The organism is Anaerocolumna sp. (genome assembly GCF_032079385.1).
Taxonomy (GTDB): domain Bacteria; phylum Bacillota; class Clostridia; order Lachnospirales; family Lachnospiraceae; genus Anaerocolumna.
Window position 1 is genome coordinate 1 of sequence record NZ_DAMAUC010000008.1, and the last position, 16,957, is coordinate 16,957.

General features: G+C 34.3%; 13 protein-coding genes and 1 tRNA gene. 7 read left to right on the forward strand and 7 right to left on the reverse strand.

Going from position 1 to position 16,957, the window contains the following annotated elements:
• Nucleotides 1–169: 169 nt before the first annotated feature.
• Both RT261_RS08015 and RT261_RS08020 read right to left on the reverse strand, forming a co-directional pair.
• Complete coding sequence (locus RT261_RS08015; protein WP_313131551.1) at nucleotides 170–505, reverse strand: DUF1622 domain-containing protein; 336 nt, start codon at nucleotides 503–505, stop codon at nucleotides 170–172.
• A 92-nt stretch (nucleotides 506–597) separates the two neighbouring features.
• Nucleotides 598–945, reverse strand: coding sequence for a DUF1622 domain-containing protein (locus RT261_RS08020; RefSeq protein ID WP_313131554.1), 348 nt, complete (start codon nucleotides 943–945; stop codon nucleotides 598–600).
• Between the two features lie 320 nt (nucleotides 946–1,265).
• Between RT261_RS08020 and RT261_RS08025 the strand changes: the two genes are divergently transcribed.
• Nucleotides 1,266–1,892 (forward strand): helix-turn-helix domain-containing protein, encoded by a 627-nt coding sequence (locus RT261_RS08025; protein WP_313131556.1) that lies wholly within the window; start codon nucleotides 1,266–1,268, stop codon nucleotides 1,890–1,892.
• Between the two features lie 322 nt (nucleotides 1,893–2,214).
• Entirely contained in the window at nucleotides 2,215–3,060 is an 846-nt protein-coding gene (locus RT261_RS08030; protein ID WP_313131558.1) for an undecaprenyl-diphosphate phosphatase, read from the forward strand.
• Nucleotides 3,061–3,212: 152 nt separating this feature from the next.
• Here the strand turns inward: RT261_RS08030 and RT261_RS08035 are convergent, their stop codons facing one another.
• From RT261_RS08035 to RT261_RS08045, 3 genes are all read right to left on the reverse strand, one after another.
• Complete coding sequence (locus RT261_RS08035; RefSeq protein ID WP_313131560.1) at nucleotides 3,213–4,094, reverse strand: LysR family transcriptional regulator; 882 nt, start codon at nucleotides 4,092–4,094, stop codon at nucleotides 3,213–3,215.
• 30 nt (nucleotides 4,095–4,124) lie between these two features.
• A complete protein-coding gene (locus tag RT261_RS08040) occupies nucleotides 4,125–4,496 on the reverse strand; it encodes a VOC family protein (protein WP_313131562.1) in 372 nt (123 codons plus the stop codon).
• A 119-nt stretch (nucleotides 4,497–4,615) separates the two neighbouring features.
• Nucleotides 4,616–5,389, reverse strand: a complete 774-nt coding sequence (locus tag RT261_RS08045; protein ID WP_313131564.1) for an MBL fold metallo-hydrolase — start codon at nucleotides 5,387–5,389, stop codon at nucleotides 4,616–4,618.
• Between the two features lie 368 nt (nucleotides 5,390–5,757).
• Here RT261_RS08045 and RT261_RS08050 point away from each other — a divergent pair, with 368 nt between their 5' ends.
• Both RT261_RS08050 and RT261_RS08055 read left to right on the forward strand, forming a co-directional pair.
• Complete coding sequence (locus RT261_RS08050) at nucleotides 5,758–9,615, forward strand: phosphoribosylformylglycinamidine synthase subunit PurQ (protein ID WP_313131567.1); 3,858 nt, start codon at nucleotides 5,758–5,760, stop codon at nucleotides 9,613–9,615.
• A 65-nt stretch (nucleotides 9,616–9,680) separates the two neighbouring features.
• On the forward strand, nucleotides 9,681–10,637 hold the full coding sequence (locus RT261_RS08055) for an L-lactate dehydrogenase (protein WP_313131569.1): 957 nt from the start codon (nucleotides 9,681–9,683) through the stop codon (nucleotides 10,635–10,637).
• A gap of 200 nt (nucleotides 10,638–10,837) precedes the next feature.
• On the opposite strand, the gene rsgA is transcribed toward RT261_RS08055, so the two are convergent.
• Nucleotides 10,838–11,923 (reverse strand): ribosome small subunit-dependent GTPase A, encoded by a 1,086-nt coding sequence (rsgA, locus tag RT261_RS08060; protein WP_313131572.1) that lies wholly within the window; start codon nucleotides 11,921–11,923, stop codon nucleotides 10,838–10,840.
• Nucleotides 11,924–12,576: 653 nt separating this feature from the next.
• Between rsgA and RT261_RS08065 the strand changes: the two genes are divergently transcribed.
• The 3 genes from RT261_RS08065 (at nucleotide 12,577) to RT261_RS08075 (ending at nucleotide 16,033) form a co-directional block, all read left to right on the forward strand.
• Complete coding sequence (locus RT261_RS08065) at nucleotides 12,577–14,433, forward strand: 5'-nucleotidase C-terminal domain-containing protein (protein WP_313131574.1); 1,857 nt, start codon at nucleotides 12,577–12,579, stop codon at nucleotides 14,431–14,433.
• Between the two features lie 606 nt (nucleotides 14,434–15,039).
• Nucleotides 15,040–15,807, forward strand: a complete 768-nt coding sequence (locus RT261_RS08070; RefSeq protein WP_313131577.1) for a nitroreductase family protein — start codon at nucleotides 15,040–15,042, stop codon at nucleotides 15,805–15,807.
• 154 nt (nucleotides 15,808–15,961) lie between these two features.
• A tRNA-Gly gene (locus RT261_RS08075) sits at nucleotides 15,962–16,033 on the forward strand.
• A gap of 141 nt (nucleotides 16,034–16,174) precedes the next feature.
• Here RT261_RS08075 and RT261_RS08080 read toward each other — a convergent pair.
• Nucleotides 16,175–16,450: a tyrosine-type recombinase/integrase gene (locus RT261_RS08080; RefSeq protein ID WP_313131579.1), complete on the reverse strand. Its 276-nt coding sequence runs from the start codon at nucleotides 16,448–16,450 to the stop codon at nucleotides 16,175–16,177.
• Nucleotides 16,451–16,957 lie beyond the last annotated feature (507 nt).

The following is a 16,957-nucleotide window of genomic DNA, read 5'->3' on the forward strand; positions in this document are numbered from 1 at the left end:
CGAGGCGAAGCCGAGGAGTTCGCAATTTTTAAATATGTTTTAAGCGATTACTATCATATTAGAACCATCGGGTTTTTCTATGGAACAAGCAATATACAATAGCCCCGACTCTCTATGGTCTTGATAGCCTACATTAGGCAAAGCGTTCTATTGTTAATAAGCGAAATTTTTATTTTTCTTCAAAATCACCATTGGCTTCTTCCGTCTTGATTTCCCAATGAATTAAGAAAGTTAAAGCCGCTCTTAAGATGATAATTCCAGCAACCGTTAGGATTTCCCAAACATCACGAACAACTACAGTTCTTAGAATCTCACTACCTAATTTGAACTCCAGACCCATTGCCATGCCTTTAGCCAGATTAAGTCTTGTAAGTGGATTTTTGCGGAAATAATTAATTACACCCTGAATACCTGCCAGGATAAGAACTATAACACCCATAAATTCAAAGAAAAAAATTGCGTAGTCCACTACTTTTGATAATAAACCGTGTAATATTTCTACCATTTTACTTACTCCTATTATGTAATTTTTAATTATAAACAATTTAAGTTACTATTCTATTTACACTATTTAATATTTCATACATATTAATTTTCTTAAAGTTGTTTATCTAATAATGTTGCATTCTCATGCTGAGCTTCTTCATTTTTAATTCCCCAGTGAATCAGAAGGGTAAGACCAGCTCTTAGTACAATAATTCCAGCTACTAATACTATTTCTTTCCAAGTACGAACGACTACAGTTCTAAGAATTTCACTGCCTAATTTAAATTCCAGACCCATCGCCATTCCCCTGGCAAGATTTAATCTTGTGTAGGGATTCTTTCGAAAATAATCTATGGTTCCTTTTATTCCAGATAAAATCAGAACACAAACCCCCATAAATTCGAATAATAACATTGTATAATCTACAATATTATTTAAAACGTGATGAAGTATATCCATGCTTCAATTCTCCTTAAAAATATTATTCAAGAACCAACTATCATAATAGCATGTTATAGTTGAAAAAACAATGATAAAACAAGATATATGTCGAAATGATTATAATAAATAGAGGAATTATAATTTTATGGATTTTATTTCGCTAAAATTCATAAATTAATGATTTAATTAGTTCAAATACAATTTTTTGTTAAAATAAACATCTAAAGTATTGTATACCTGAATATATCGAATTAGTACATTCTGTTTTCAACAATCTCTTGTTATTATTTGCCTGACCGTATATAATTCTACTTGGATACAGAACCAGGAGGATTATAATGGAATTTAATGAGAAGCTGCAACACCTTAGAAAACAGAATAATCTAACGCAAGAACAGCTTGCGAAACAATTATATGTATCAAGAACAGCAGTCTCAAAATGGGAAAGTGGTAAAGGTTATCCCAATATTGAGTCTTTAAAATGTATATCTCAACTATTTACAGTTACTATTGATGAATTATTGTCGGGAGAGGAACTGATAAGTCTTGCAGAGTCAGAAAATCATTCTAACATGGAAAAAGTTTATAAATTAATTTATGGAATGTTAGATTTGCTGGTGATTGGGTTTATCTTTCTACCGTTGTATGGTCAATGGGACGGGTCCTTCATTCGTGCTGTTAACCTATTGGAATTTACTGATACAACAAGGACAAATCTTATAATCTATTGGGTTATTTTTTCCTTTGTTATTGGACTTGGTATGGCTGAGCTTATATTTACTCACTTTGAAAAAGAATTATGGTGTATTCTTGCCCAAAAATGCTCCATCATATTAGAGGCTGTTGCTATCTGTATTTTTGCGGCAGCAAGGGAACCCTATGTAACAGCATTATTATTTCTGTTATTTGTGATTAAAATATTTGTGTTGGTAAAACAAGACAAACCAAATAAAAAAACTCTTTAGGCCATTTAAATCAGCCTCTGACACGAAAAGTGTCGGGACTTTTTTCTTCTGTGACGATAGGTTTCTTGTTTCTTTGGCTCCTTAAAGTAATAATAAAATTACAGTTATGTAGAAAACAAGCTGAAAAAACAAAAGGGAGATGGTTATGGAATATAACATTGAAACAAAAAATCTTGCAAAGTTTACGGAATATCTACTGTTATTGATAACGTTAATATTCAAGTTTCCAAAGGTAAAATTCATGGTCTGCTGGGTAGAAAGATAGTGCGGACAAAACCACAATTATGACATTTTATTATTTTAAGAAGGAGGATTTAGAATAATGGAATTAGATTTTGTAGAGATTCTGAAAGTTGTTTTTCTTGGTATCGTAGAGGGAATTACGGAATGGCTGCCTATCAGCAGCACAGGACATATGTTGATTGTAGATGAATTATTGCAGTTAAATGCAAGTGAAGCTTTTAAGGAAATGTTTTTTGTTGTAATACAGCTTGGGGCAATCCTGGCTGTGGTTTTAATATTTTGGAACAAAATGTTTCCGTTTCAATTTAAGGATAAGGAAAAGCCAATCATTAATAAGGATATTTTTTCTCTTTGGTTTAAGGTGGTTATTGCCTGTATTCCGGGAACAATTATCACAATCCTTTTCGATGATTATATTGAAGCTCACTTACACACACCGATCGTGATTGCAGCAGCACTTATTTTTTATGGTGTGGTATTTATTTTGATTGAAAATTGGAATAAAAAGCGTGTTCCAACAGTGGATAAATTATCGGATATTACTTATAAAGCAGCTTTGATGATTGGTTTGTTTCAAGTATTATCAATTATTCCAGGCACTTCCCGCTCAGGAGCAACAATCATCGGTGCATTAATGATAGGTGTATCTCGTGTGGCAGCAGCAGAATTCACTTTTTTTCTTGCAGTTCCCGTTATGTTTGGATTGAGTGCTATAAAAATACTGAAATTTGGTTTCGCTTTCACAAGTGCGGAGTTATTTACCTTAGGCATTGGAATGGTAGTAGCTTTCACGGTATCCATACTTGTCATTAAATTCTTAATGAGTTTTATTAAAAAGCATGATTTTAAGGCATTTGGCTGGTATCGAATTGTACTTGGAATGATTGTATTGTTGTATTTTGGAATTCGTACATTTGTTTTATAAAGGATAAAGCTGTGTAGCGGCGTGAATGATATTTTACTGTGTAGGTTTATGTTTATTACATATGAGTGTATAGGATAGTATCGTCCCATTGCAAAGTCATACAATAAGAAACCTCGATACACTTGGTAGAATCAAGTATATCGAGGTTGATTTTATCTTTCTAATAATTCTATAAAGTACTGTGTTACAGAAGATAAAGGTATATTTTCGTTATAAGCGACCACCAATTTTCTTGTTGGTAATTCTTCTGTAGTTGGTACTTTAATAAGTTTTGTATCTTCTTCTCTTAAGCAAAAATCAGGGATGAATGCTAAACCGAGCCCGATTTTTGCCAAATCAATTAAAAGATCGTTACTGCTTAATTCAACAGCAGGAACTAATTCCAGAGAGTGTTGAATAAACATGTTGTGAAGAAACTCACTGGTTGTGGATTGTTTTGTAAGCATTAATATAGGAAGTTTTTGTAATTCATCTAAGGTAAGAGGTTCCTTTCCAATCTTAAAAAAATCTGGATTGCCAATGAAGACATCCTGAAATTCATAGATTGATTCAATATGCATACTATTTACCAGCGCGGAGTTCGGGGAGTTGGTAACGACAATATCTACCTCATTATTTTCTAACATCTTGGCACATTGCAGGGAGGTGCCATTGGTCACTTTAATGTGTACGTCCGGATATTTCTTGTGAAATTCATCCAAAAAGGGAACCAGATAATATCGGCATATAGTATCACTGGCGCCAAGGCGTAACTGACTTTCACCAAGCGCGATTGCCTCTAATAGCTGATTTTCGCCGCGATTAATTAAGTTAATGGCTGGTTCGATATGTTTAAATAAAAGTTCTCCTTCTTTTGTTAAAGCAACTTTTTTGGTACTTCGAATAAATAAGGTTTGGTTTAGACGCTTCTCTAGTACTTTTATAGATTGGCTTACTGCAGATTGTGAGATGAAAAGGGAAGAAGCAGCATCGGAAAAGCTGAGGCTCTTTGCTACATAATAAAACACTTTATACAATTCATAATTAATATCCATAGTAAGCTCCTTTCTAATCTCTTCATTTAGTTAGTGTTTTTTTGGTAATACTTCTAACCAATAACCATCAGGATCATTTATAAAATAAATTCCCATTCCAGGATTCTCAAAGCATACACAATTCATTTCTTTGTGTTTCTTTAGGGCTCCTTCAAAGTCATCCACAACAAAAGCAAGATGGAATTCATTATCCCCCAGATTATAAGGTCTGTCCCAGTCTTTAAGCCAGGTAAGTTCTAATAAATGATTGGTTTCATTATCACCTAAATACACAATAATAAAACTTCCGTCTTCCGGTGTGATTCTGCGGGTTTCTTTTAAACCTAAGGCTTCTTCATAAAACTTAATAGAAGTGTCTAAGTTTTGAACGTTAATGTTATTATGAGCAAATGTAAATTTCATTTTTATACCCAAGTCACATCTATTTTCAGATGTGATATTGCCACAAATATATAGATTGAAAGAATTATTTGCGTGGCATCCTTTCATATTTATTTTCTTTCAATCACAGCCTGTTTACATTATATGTTAAAATCTTGGCCTTCCTCTGTAATTGATATTACTTTATCTGCATAGTCTTTTGCCATGTCCATTTCTTTTAGTTTGGATATAACAGAATAATCCATCCAAAAGTGCATAGGAAATACCTTTTTGGTATTCGTATTTTTCATAAAATAATCAAATCCCCAAAAGAAACGCTCCTCCTGTCTGGGGTCTAACGGAACAAAGGCAACATCAAATGCTCTGTCTTTTATATGGTTCATTTCCCTTTGGAAACTGGCTGTCATACTCATATATTCTTCTTCTGTTTCTCCTTGCCAGGACCACCAATTCAAATCACCTGCATGGTATATGACTTTGTCGTAATGAGAAACAATAAAGGCAACGCCTTCATCAGTGGATTTTAGTGTCTCAATCTTGATAGAAGCTGAATTTTCTGAGAGGTTTCCGTTCTTTATATGCAAATTGGAGTCAATGGTGATAGGATAGGAAGAGGTTACATTTTTGCCGATATAAAAGATATTGCTACGAGCTTTCTCAGGTATATTTTTACGATTCATGTAATTATCGTTCATTTTAATATCATTGGATAGAATAAACGATATATGTGGATATTCTTCAGACAAGTCAAAAATCTTTAAATCAAAATGATCCGGATGTTTATGACTAGCAAATACAAAAATATGTTTTTTAGAATCAAAGGTTGGAAGATTTCCTTTATAGTAATCAAATAAAAATACAATATCCTCCATTTCAACACTAAAACAGCTATGGTGAATATAGGTTATATGCATAGATTTCCCTCCCTCCGCTTTTGCTATCATTTTACCTCAATTGTTTTCATTTGTACAGTAATATTACATATTTTATTAGCTTTACTAATGAAATAAAAAACATTTATTAATTTTATTTATAAAGTATCTTATGATATAATACAAACGGAATGAAGGAAATGCAAGCTTGCTTGTATTTCCTGAGTGGAGTGCCAAGATCATGAACACGCTTTTTGTTCATGATATAATACAAACGGAATGAAGAAAATGCAAGCTTGCTTGTATTTCCTGAGTGGAGTGCTAAGATCATGAACACGTTTTTATTCATGACACACTAAAAATGGAGCGAAGAATAGACATTGTATCATCAAATAAGGAGCAGATACATTATGAGCAAAGTAAAAAGAATTTATGTTGAGAAGAGAGAACCTTTTGCGATTCGGGCAAAGGAATTAAAAGAGGAATTAATCAATTACTTGGATATAGATACCTTACTAAAAGTTAGGGTTTTAGTACGGTATGATGTGGAAAATATCAGTATCCAAACATATGAGAAAGCTTTGGGAACTGTATTTTCGGAACCACCTGTTGATTATTTGTATGAAGAGACTTTTTCTTGTGATAGAGAAGATAAAGTATTTACTTTGGAGTATCTGCCCGGACAATTTGATCAAAGAGCGGATTCGGCCAAACAATGTGTAAAGTTATTAGATGAAAATGAAGAACCTATTATTAGGACTGCAATTACTTATATTTTAACGGGAAACATTGATGATGAAAAATTCAGGAAAATAAAAGCATATTGCATCAACCCAGTGGATTCCAGAGAAGCTGAGGAAAAGAAGCCGGATACGCTAGAGTCTTATTTTGAGGAGCCGGCAGAGGTATCCTTAGTAGATGGTTTTATTTCTATGAAGGAAGAGCAGCTGGAGAAGCTATATTATTCTTTGAATCTCGCCATGACTCTCAAAGATTTTTGTCATATACAGAATTACTTTAGAGAAGAAAAGAGAGAACCTTTTATAACGGAAATACGTGTTTTAGACACCTATTGGTCTGATCACTGCCGCCATACAACCTTTTTAACAGAGTTAAAAGAAATTGAAGTTGGGGAAGGCTTCTATCGGAAGCCGATTCTGGAGGCATATAATAAATATTTGGAAGACAGGAATATCTTATATAAAGATAGAGAGGATAAGTATATTTCTCTAATGGACATCGCTCTTATGGCCATGAAAAAATTAAGAGCTGAAGGCAAACTGGAGGATATGGAAGTTTCTGATGAAATCAATGCCTGCTCGATTGTGGTACCTGTGGAAATAGACGGAAAAGAGGAAGAGTGGCTGGTGTTCTTTAAAAATGAAACACACAATCATCCAACAGAAATAGAACCTTTTGGCGGAGCTGCCACCTGCCTTGGGGGAGCTATTCGTGATCCTTTATCCGGAAGAGGTTATGTATATCAGGCAATGCGTGTTACCGGAGCGGCTGATCCTAATGTTTCAATGAAAGATACTTTAGAAGGTAAATTACCTCAGAGAAAAATTGTTACTGGAGCAGCTAGCGGATATAGTTCCTATGGAAATCAAATCGGACTTGCTACCGGTTTGGTAGATGAAATTTATCACCCCAACTATGCAGCAAAGAGAATGGAAATCGGAGCTGTTATGGGTGCTGCCCCAAGAAAGAATGTTATTCGTGAGAACGCAGAGCCAGGAGATAAAATTATTTTACTAGGTGGTAGAACCGGCAGGGATGGTATCGGTGGTGCCACCGGTTCTTCAAAAGTTCACACTACGGAATCGATTGAAACTTGCGGAGCAGAAGTGCAAAAAGGCAATGCTCCTACAGAAAGAAAATTACAAAGACTATTTCGCAGAGAAGAAGTAAGTAAATTAATTAAAAAATGTAATGATTTTGGAGCCGGTGGTGTGTCTGTTGCTATTGGTGAATTGGCCGATGGATTAAATATTGATTTGGATAAAGTGCCGAAAAAATATGCAGGTCTTGACGGAACGGAACTTGCAATTTCGGAATCCCAAGAGAGAATGGCGGTTGTGGTAGATGCAAAAGATATAGATAAGATGCTTGCTTTTGCTGATGAAGAGAATCTGGAAGCAGTAATTGTGGCAGAAGTTACAGAGGAGCCAAGACTAGTTATGAACTGGAGAGGAATTAATATTGTTAATATATCCAGAGCATTTTTAGATACCAATGGTGCACATCAGGAAACTAAAGCCTTTATGACTATGCCGGAGGAAAAAGAGAATTATTTTAATAAAGAGAATTTAAATAGAAAAGCATATGGCAGAGATACATTGAAGAACCAAAAGGAAGAGGATTTCACAAAATCACCTTTAACAGCTAAACAACCTTTAATGGAGGAAGAATCAGATATAAAAGAAAAATGGTTAGATATATTAAAAGATCTGAATGTATGTTCCAAGAAAGGTCTTATACAGATGTTTGACAGTTCTATTGGAGCAGCTACGGTTGTTATGCCTTTAGGAGGTAAATTACAGCAGACTCCAATTCAGACTATGATTGCCAAACTTCCTATATTAAAAGGAAGATGTGATACAGTTACCATGATGAGTTATGGATTTGACCCCTATCTATCCAGCTGGAGTCCATTCCATGGGGCTGTTTATGCTATTATATCTTCTGTTGGCAAGATTACAGCTTCAGGTGGAGATTATAAGAAGATTCGATTTACTTTCCAAGAGTATTTTAGAAAACTTGGAAGGGATCCTAAAAGATGGGGAGAACCTTTAACCGCACTGCTAGGAGCATATTCTGCCCAGATGAACCTTGGGCTGCCTTCCATTGGCGGAAAAGACAGTATGTCCGGTACGTTTAATGATATCGATGTTCCGCCTACTCTGGTATCTTTTGCTGTTACAACAGGAAAAGTGCAGGAGGTGGTATCACCTGAATTGAAAAATCCAGGAAATGTACTTATAAGATTTACTATCAAAAAAGACCAATACCATCTTCCTGATTATGAATATCTGAAAATGCTATACGATAAAATTCATATGCTGGCACAACAAAAAACGCTGCAATCCGCTTATGCATTAGGAAGCTATGGACTTGCAGAAGCAATCAGTAAAATGGCATTTGGTAATCAGTTAGGGGTGAAGATATCAGAAACCGTAAGTCCGGAAGAACTATTTGCACCTGCATTTGGAGACATAGTTGCTGAAATTAAAGAAGAGGATTTGCATATATTAAATGAATTAAACATACAATACAAACAAATTGGAACCGTTTCTTTCGATTCAGAATTCCAATATGGTGATGTAAAGGTTACCCTGCAAGAGGCTTTAACCTCATGGAGCAGTACACTAGAAAAGGTATTTCCAACTCGTTCTTACGTGAAAAGTGAAAAAATAGAGCCTGTTTTGTATCAGGCGAAGAAGATATATTTATCTAAAGAAAAAGTAGTAAGACCAAAAGTATTTATTCCGGTATTTCCTGGGACTAATTGTGAATATGATTCCCAAAAAGCCTTTGAACACGCCGGAGCCTCTGTTAATACGTTAGTATTTAAGAACCTGAATGCGGAGCATATCAGGGAATCTATAGAAGGGTTTGAAAGGGCTATTAAGGAAGCACAGATTCTGATGTTTCCGGGCGGTTTCTCGGCAGGAGATGAACCAGATGGTTCCGGTAAATTCATAGCAACTATATTTCGTAATGAAAGAATACAGGAAGCTGTGAATGACCTTCTAAACAGAAGAGACGGCTTGATTTTAGGAATCTGTAACGGTTTTCAGGCTTTGATTAAACTAGGGTTAGTGCCATATGGTGAAATTATGCCCCAGCAAGAAGAATCACCAACCTTGGCCTCTAATAATCTGGGAAGGCATATTTCGAAATCGGCATATACAAAAGTGGTGTCCAACAAATCTCCTTGGCTGCAAAAAGCGCAACTTGGAGAGATTTATACCATTCCAGCTTCTCATGGAGAAGGAAGATTTGTTGCAAGTAAGGAATGGATAGATAAGTTAGTGGCCAATGGACAGATTGCTACCCAGTATGTTGATTTAGATGGAAACCCTACTATGGAGGAAGAGTTTAATCCAAACGGTTCTTACTATGCAATAGAAGGTATCACAAGTCCTGATGGAAGAGTGCTGGGCAAGATGGCTCACTCTGAAAGACGTGGAGATGGGGTTGCCATCAATATTTATGGAGAGCAGAATCAACATATATTTGAATCAGGTATAAATTACTTCCAATAATTAAATATTATAATAATACGGTATTATGTATTAAAAACTTTATTGGAAGAGGGAGCAAAAAATATATGACAATTAATAGAAGTAAAGTTGTTATTATAGGAGCAGGACTAGTTGGATCGTCTACTGCATTCAGCCTTATTACCCAAGGTGTCTGTGATGAAGTAATGCTTGTTGATATTAATAAGGATAAAGCAAGAGGAGAAGTTACGGATTTGTGTCACTGTGTTGAATATTTGAATCGTAATATTAAAGTGACAGAAGGCGATTATAAGGACTGCGGTGATGCAGACATCGTTGTAATAACAGCGGGTGCTCCGCCAAAAATAAATCAAACCAGGCTGGACACACTGGAGCTGTCAGCTAAGATTGTAAAAACCATAGTTAAACCGGTAATGGATAGTGGATTTGGGGGACATTTTATCTTAGTATCCAACCCGGTGGATATTATAGCTTACTATGTATACAAACTGTCTGGTTTGCCAAAGAATCAGGTAATTGGAACCGGTACAGCTCTGGATTCAGCAAGATTAAAATATTTTATAGGGGAAATGTTTCATGTTGATCCAAGGAGTGTACAAGGGTATACCATGGGGGAACATGGAGATAGCCAAATGTGCCCATGGTCCCATGTAACAGTAGGTGGAAAAAGAATCACAGATATTCTGAAAGATAATGATGAGTATAAAAATATAAATTTAGATGAAATCGTAAAAAGAGTAACTCGTGTGGGATTTGAAATTTTAGAGGTTAAAGGCACCACTTGTTACGGAATAGCCACCACCGTTGCAGGTATTATAAAATCCATTTTAAATGATGAAAATAAAATTATTCCGGTTTCCACACTTCTGGAAGGTGAATACGGGGAATCTGATGTATTTTGTGGTGTTCCCGTTATCTTAAACAGAGGTGGAGTAAAGGATGTAATAGAAGTTCATATGACGGAAGAAGAATTAATGAAGTTTAAGGAATCTATTGCTGTTATAAGGGAATATTCCGATAAAATAGATATTCATCGCTTATAAAAACCACAAAAGGGACTTTTGCAAAATGAATGAGAATACCGATATCATCATTAATATCTGGTATAAGACATGCATTTTACAGTAGTCCCTTTTGGACTTAGCTTTAGCTTTGTTAAATGCGAAAGCAGGATATAAGGGGAGCTATATTAAAAGACCCTGAATACTCAAATTATATAAGTGATTATATTCGGATTAATTTCTTAATCTTCATCATAATTTTTCTTCGAACTATATGGAAGTTTCATGGCATTTTTATTATTTTTGGCCTTTAGCTTCAAACAATTTGCTTTTTTAGCACTGTACTGCGATTCTCTTAATAATTTCTCATAGGATTTCCATCTTTCTATAGTTAAAGTACCAATTTCAAGAGCTTCTTTCACAGCACAGCCAGGTTCAGTTTTATGGCTGCAATCGTGAAAACGGCATTGGTCTGTTAAGTCTTCAATATCAGAAAAAGTTTCTCCCAGTCCATCTTCTACATCCCACATTCCAAGTTCACGCATACCTGGGGTATCAATAATAAGAACCCCATTTTCCAATTTAAATAATTGACGGTAAGTAGTAGTGTGATGTCCTTTGCTATCTTCTTCACGAATGATATTTACCTTCATTAATTGTTCTTTTGCTAAAGCATTTACTAAAGAAGATTTACCGATTCCGGAAGAACCTAAGAAAACTAATGTTTTACAAGGCTTTAAAAATTGCTTCAGGCCTTCCATTCCAAGTCCTGTCAGAGAACTAATGGCAAGTACCTCCACTGCGAGAGCAATTCCTTTTACCTCATTCACCATATCTTCATAATCTTCACATAGATCTGCCTTAGTTAATAACACGACAGGGGTTCCGCCGCTTTGCCAGGCAGCAGCCAGATAACGTTCCAATCTTCTTAGGTTAAAGTCATGGTTTAGTGAGACCATAATAAATACATAGTCAAAATTAGCAGCTACAATTTGCTCGCTTGCGCTGGCAATGTTATTGCGCATGGTAGGATTTATGCGGGAAAAGTATGACCGCCGGCTTAAGACACGGTAAATAACATCATCACCCATGCTATTGGGTTTTATAAGAACAAAGTCACCAACTGCCGGATAAATTTGGTATTTGGAATCTTGATAGAAATTAGACCCTTTCAGTTTAGCATTCTTCTCACCATATTCAGATATAATTTTGTAAGACTCTTTGTGAACGGAGATAACTCTGGACGGAATTAATCCCTCCTGTTTTTCTTCGTCTATTATTTGTTTTTCAAAATAATCATAAAATCCATATTCTTTTAAATTGATCAATAGTTTGATTCCTCCAATTTTAGTTTAAATTCTTTTTTGATTCTTCACCTTTTTGGGGTGTACCTTTCTGGAAATGGGATATTTGAATAAGATTTGCTATAGACCAGGTAAAAAAGAGCATAAAAAAAACACGCCTGAGCATGTTGTAATTTTAAAATAGGTTTTTAATTAATACTTGAACTATTCTTTACATTTCATGAAAGGTATTATGCTGAGCACAGAATAAAACTTATGCTCATCCGTATTTAGTTAAATTAATATCACCATATAAAATACTGTCATAATAAATCAACTCCTTTCAGGAATTTATCAAGATGTTTTTATAAAAACAATTTATTGTATTATAAATTATTTATATAAATCAAATTTATTCTAAAGGGTATTGGATTAATTGTCAAGGCGTTTAAGAAATTTATTTAATATATTTGTGAACATTTTGAAAGGTTATAGAAAAATTACATGTTACCGTTTCTATTAAAATAAATATTAGTGAATATGCATAAATAAACATTGGGATTTACGAAAATTATACATAGAATTAACAAAATAATACCAGAATATGGTTGAATTATTTACAAATATATTATATAATGTGAAAAAGACGTGTACGTCTTTTCGTTTTTAAAATTAAGAATCAGGAAGGTGGTAGTTTTATGAAACGGATTTGGAAGTTCTTATCCTTAATCCTAGTATTTGTGTTAGTTTTAACACCAGTTGCTCCTGCATCAGCAGCGGCAATATCAACAAAGGACACAGACTTAACCGGTTACACAGTAATTTTACACACCAATGACACTCACGGAAGAGCTATGCCTGATAGTTCTGGCGGCAATATGGGATACACAGCTGTCAGCGCATTTAAAAAGTCTGCCGAAGCAGCAGGTGCAGAAGTTATCCTACTTGATGCAGGTGATACCTTGCATGGGCTACCTTTTGCTACAGTTTCAAGAGGAGAAAGTATCGTTGAACTTATGAATTTACTAGGTTATGACGCTATGGTTCCGGGAAATCATGATTTTAACTATGGATCAAATAGATTAGGTGAATTATCTAAACTTATGAAGTTTCCATTGATTTCCTCTAATGTAATGGTAAAAGCAACAGGAGAAAGCTTCTTACAAAAACACATAATTATTACTAAAAATGGTGTTGATTATGGTATCTTTGGTTTATCCACTCCGGAAACAGCTTATAAAACCAATCCTAAGAATGTAGAGACATTGGAATTTACAAATCCAATAGATGCAGCTAAGTTGGAAGTAGCTAACTTAAAAGCTTCCGGTGCTGATGTAATTATCGCTTTAGCACACGTAGGAACAGATAAGAGCAGTGAATTTACTACCGACAGAATTGCAAAAGAAGTAGATGGAATTGACCTGATCGTTGATGGTCATAGCCACTCATTACATGAAGAAGGCCTAAAAGTAAACAATACTTTAATTGTAAGTACAGGTGAGCACTTAAAGAATATCGGTGTTGCTGTTTTCGATAAAGAAGGAAAATTAAGTGCAGGTACTGTTAATTTAGCAGCATTTACAGAAACTGATTCAGCAGTGGACCAGGTTGCTCAGAAATTAAATAAAGAAAATGAATCCAAGCTTTCTGAAGTAATTGGCAAAACTAGCGTTTTATTAGATGGTGAACGTGAAAATGCCCGTACAAAGGAAACAAACCTTGGTGATTTAACTGCCGATGCTATGAGACATGGAACCAAGGCAGATGTTGCTTTAACTAACGGCGGTGGAATCCGTGCATCCATAAAGGCTGGTGACATTACAAAGCTTGACATGGTAACTGTATTCCCATTTGGTAATTATGTTGTTACAAAATATGTTACCGGTGAAGCATTAATTAAGGCTCTTGAATTAGGTGTAAGTGGATATCCTGCAACAGCAGGTGGATTCCCACAGCTATCCGGTTTAACATTTAGTTTTGACGCATCCAAACCTGCAGGAAGCAGAGTAAAAGATGTAAAAGTAAACGGTAAACCAATTGACTTAAAAGAAAAATATCTGTTAGCTACCAATGATTTTATGGCAGCAGGCGGTGACGATTACACTATGTTTGCAGATTTTGAAATAGAAAACGAATTTGGTGCTTTAGAAGAAATCCTTATGGCTTATATTAAAGAATTGGGTGTTGTTGATATTCAAACAGACGGACGTATTAAAGTAGTTGGTGAAGCTCCAGTAACAGAACCAGAAGAAACGAAAGAAGAGCCAGCTAAAGAAGTGAAGGAAGAAAAAGAAAAGGCAAAAGAAGAAGTAGTAAAAGAGAAAGAAAAAGAGAAAGAAAAGGTTGTAAAAGAGAAGGAAAAAGAAAAAGCAAAAGAGAAAGAAAATAAAGTTAAAGTTTATGTAGTTAAGAAAGGTGATTATTTAAGAAAAATTGCCAAAGAGCTATTGGGAAAAGAAGGCGAATGGAAGAAGATCTTTGATTGGAATAAAGACATTATTAAGAATCCAGATCAAATCCAAATTGGTCAGAAACTTAAAATATTACCTAACTAAATAGAAATAGAGTGAATATAAATTAATTACTAGTGTAATCAGATGTATTATGTTAATTGAATGTAATAGTAACTTAATCTTTCTGATAAAATAATAAGTAATTATAAGATACATAAAAATGTGGAAACTTATTTGAAAAGATGAGTTTCCATATTTTTTTATAAGAAAAATCTATTAATACTTTCTTCACACTATAGGAATATAGATGTTACAAATTTTACTTTTTAGGATATGTAACATTTATCTTATAGTGCAATATCAACACAAACTGGTGCATATTCATATTAGGAATTGGGGAACCAACCCCCAATTGGGGTATTTGTATTAGACCGTAACGTAAATAAATTAAAAAAACTTAAATTTTAACAAAGAAATAAGAAAAAAGTCCTATTATTTTTGCAGAAATAATGTTTCTCATTTTGGAAAAAAGTGATATAATCAGTGTAATTTAAGACATAAATATACTTGAAAAATTTTACAATTAATTATTTCGAATTTATTAATAAAATTTTAAAAATTTATTATAAATACAATATATCTTTTATGTATTCTGAGCATAATATATATCTGAAACTAGTATAAAAATACGAAAGGAAGGAGAACCATATGAATTTATACGAGGCTATATTTGTGAGAAAGAGTGTAAGAAAATATAAAATGCAGGAAATTGATCAAACGAAACTGGATGGTATCCTTCATTTTGCTGAAAGTTTACCCATGTTATTTGATGGTTTATCAGTGGAATATAAAATTCTTGATAATACGGAGCAAAATCAGGTATTTTCCGGAGCTTTTTTGGTAAAAGCACCCTACTATCTTATTATAGCATCTGATACTACCAAAAATCATAAAATCAATTGTGGATATTTATTGCAGCAAATCTCTTTATACCTTACTGCCAAAGGATTAGGTTCCTGTTACCTTGGATCTGCAAAACCTAAAAAAGACTTATTAGCCGGGTTACAACATGAATATGTGCTGGCATTGGCTTTTGGGGAGGGAGATCAGGAGGTATATAGAACAGCTGAAAAAGCTAAGCGTTTACCAGAGAGTGATATTGCGGTATACAAAAACGATGTGAAAAGGCCGGTAAAAACTTTAATTAAAGCAGCACGCCTTGCACCTTCCAGCATGAACAGCCAACCTTGGAGATTTGTTGTTTACAATAATAGAATTCATGTATTTTGTAAAAAGAATATATTTTTATCCAGTGTGTTAAGTGAGATAAAATTAATAGATATAGGAGTGTGCCTTGCCAATCTATTGGTGGCAGCAGAAGAATTATGGGTGGATGTTAATTTGCTGCGGTTAGATAATATCAGCAGTACTGTCTTTAAGAAGAATGAATATATCATAAGCATAAAAATATGTTAATTAAAACATGTTAATTACATCTATTGGGCATATTTTATAAATAATTGTAAATATATAAAAAATTTAAAAAATTATTATTTGGCTATTGACAAAATACCTTGTCTATATTATACTAATTCATGTGCTCGGGACAACAACCGAAACACATGAATATGCGCGAGTGGCTCAGTGGTGGAGTATCGCCTTGCCAAGGCGAGGGTCGCGGGTTCGAATCCCGTCTCGCGCTTAACTAATTTCGTCAGAAATCCTTTATTTATAGGGCTTCTGACGATTTTTCGTTGCAGGAGTTTTGAGTACCCATGAGTACGTTACTTCCACTCATCTCTGAAAGAGCGTTTACAATCTGTTTTGATGTTTTCTGTTTCCCTTAGTTATTCATTATATAGGTTCGAGTGGTAACAATATCATTATGCCCGAGATACCATCGGATATCTTCGATTTGGATTTTCTTTCTGTCCATTTCAGATGCTACTGTTCTACGAATATCATGGGCTGATTTCACTTCAATTCCTGCACGTGTGCACTGCGCACGGATGCAGTTATCGACCTCACGAATCTTGGTTCTACCTACTTTATCACAGAATATAAAATTCCCGTCTGAATAGCCTGCTTCTTCACTAATACACTTAACAGCCTGAAACAACTGCTATTCACAGATTTCAAACGAAGCTGAAGAATTTATTTCAAAATATATGGATTTGAATTCGAACTGTAAAGACATTGTGCATAGAGAAATAAATGAGAAGAAGATTAAGTGTGTTGAACTTTCAGAAAGAATTAAAAATACATATTATCCACTGGATATAAGGCAATTAATAATTTCGGATAAGTGGGATAATACCGAAAAATACAGAAGATCCTATTTGAGATAAAGACAGAAAAAAGGCATCCATAAGCTATAGATGCCATAAAAGTTATACTTTTTCAGAATTAATCGTTAAATGAATTGTCCACCTAAGGATTCGTTCTAATATATTATATGATTTCATACAAAAATCATTCACTTATAAGAATAAGAAAAAAAAGCATCCATAAGCTATAGATGCCATAAAAGTTACCTTTTTCAGAATTAATCGTTATTAATCAATTGTCCACTTAAGGATTCGTTCTAAATCATTTTAAGAATTATATGATTTCTATGACTTAATAC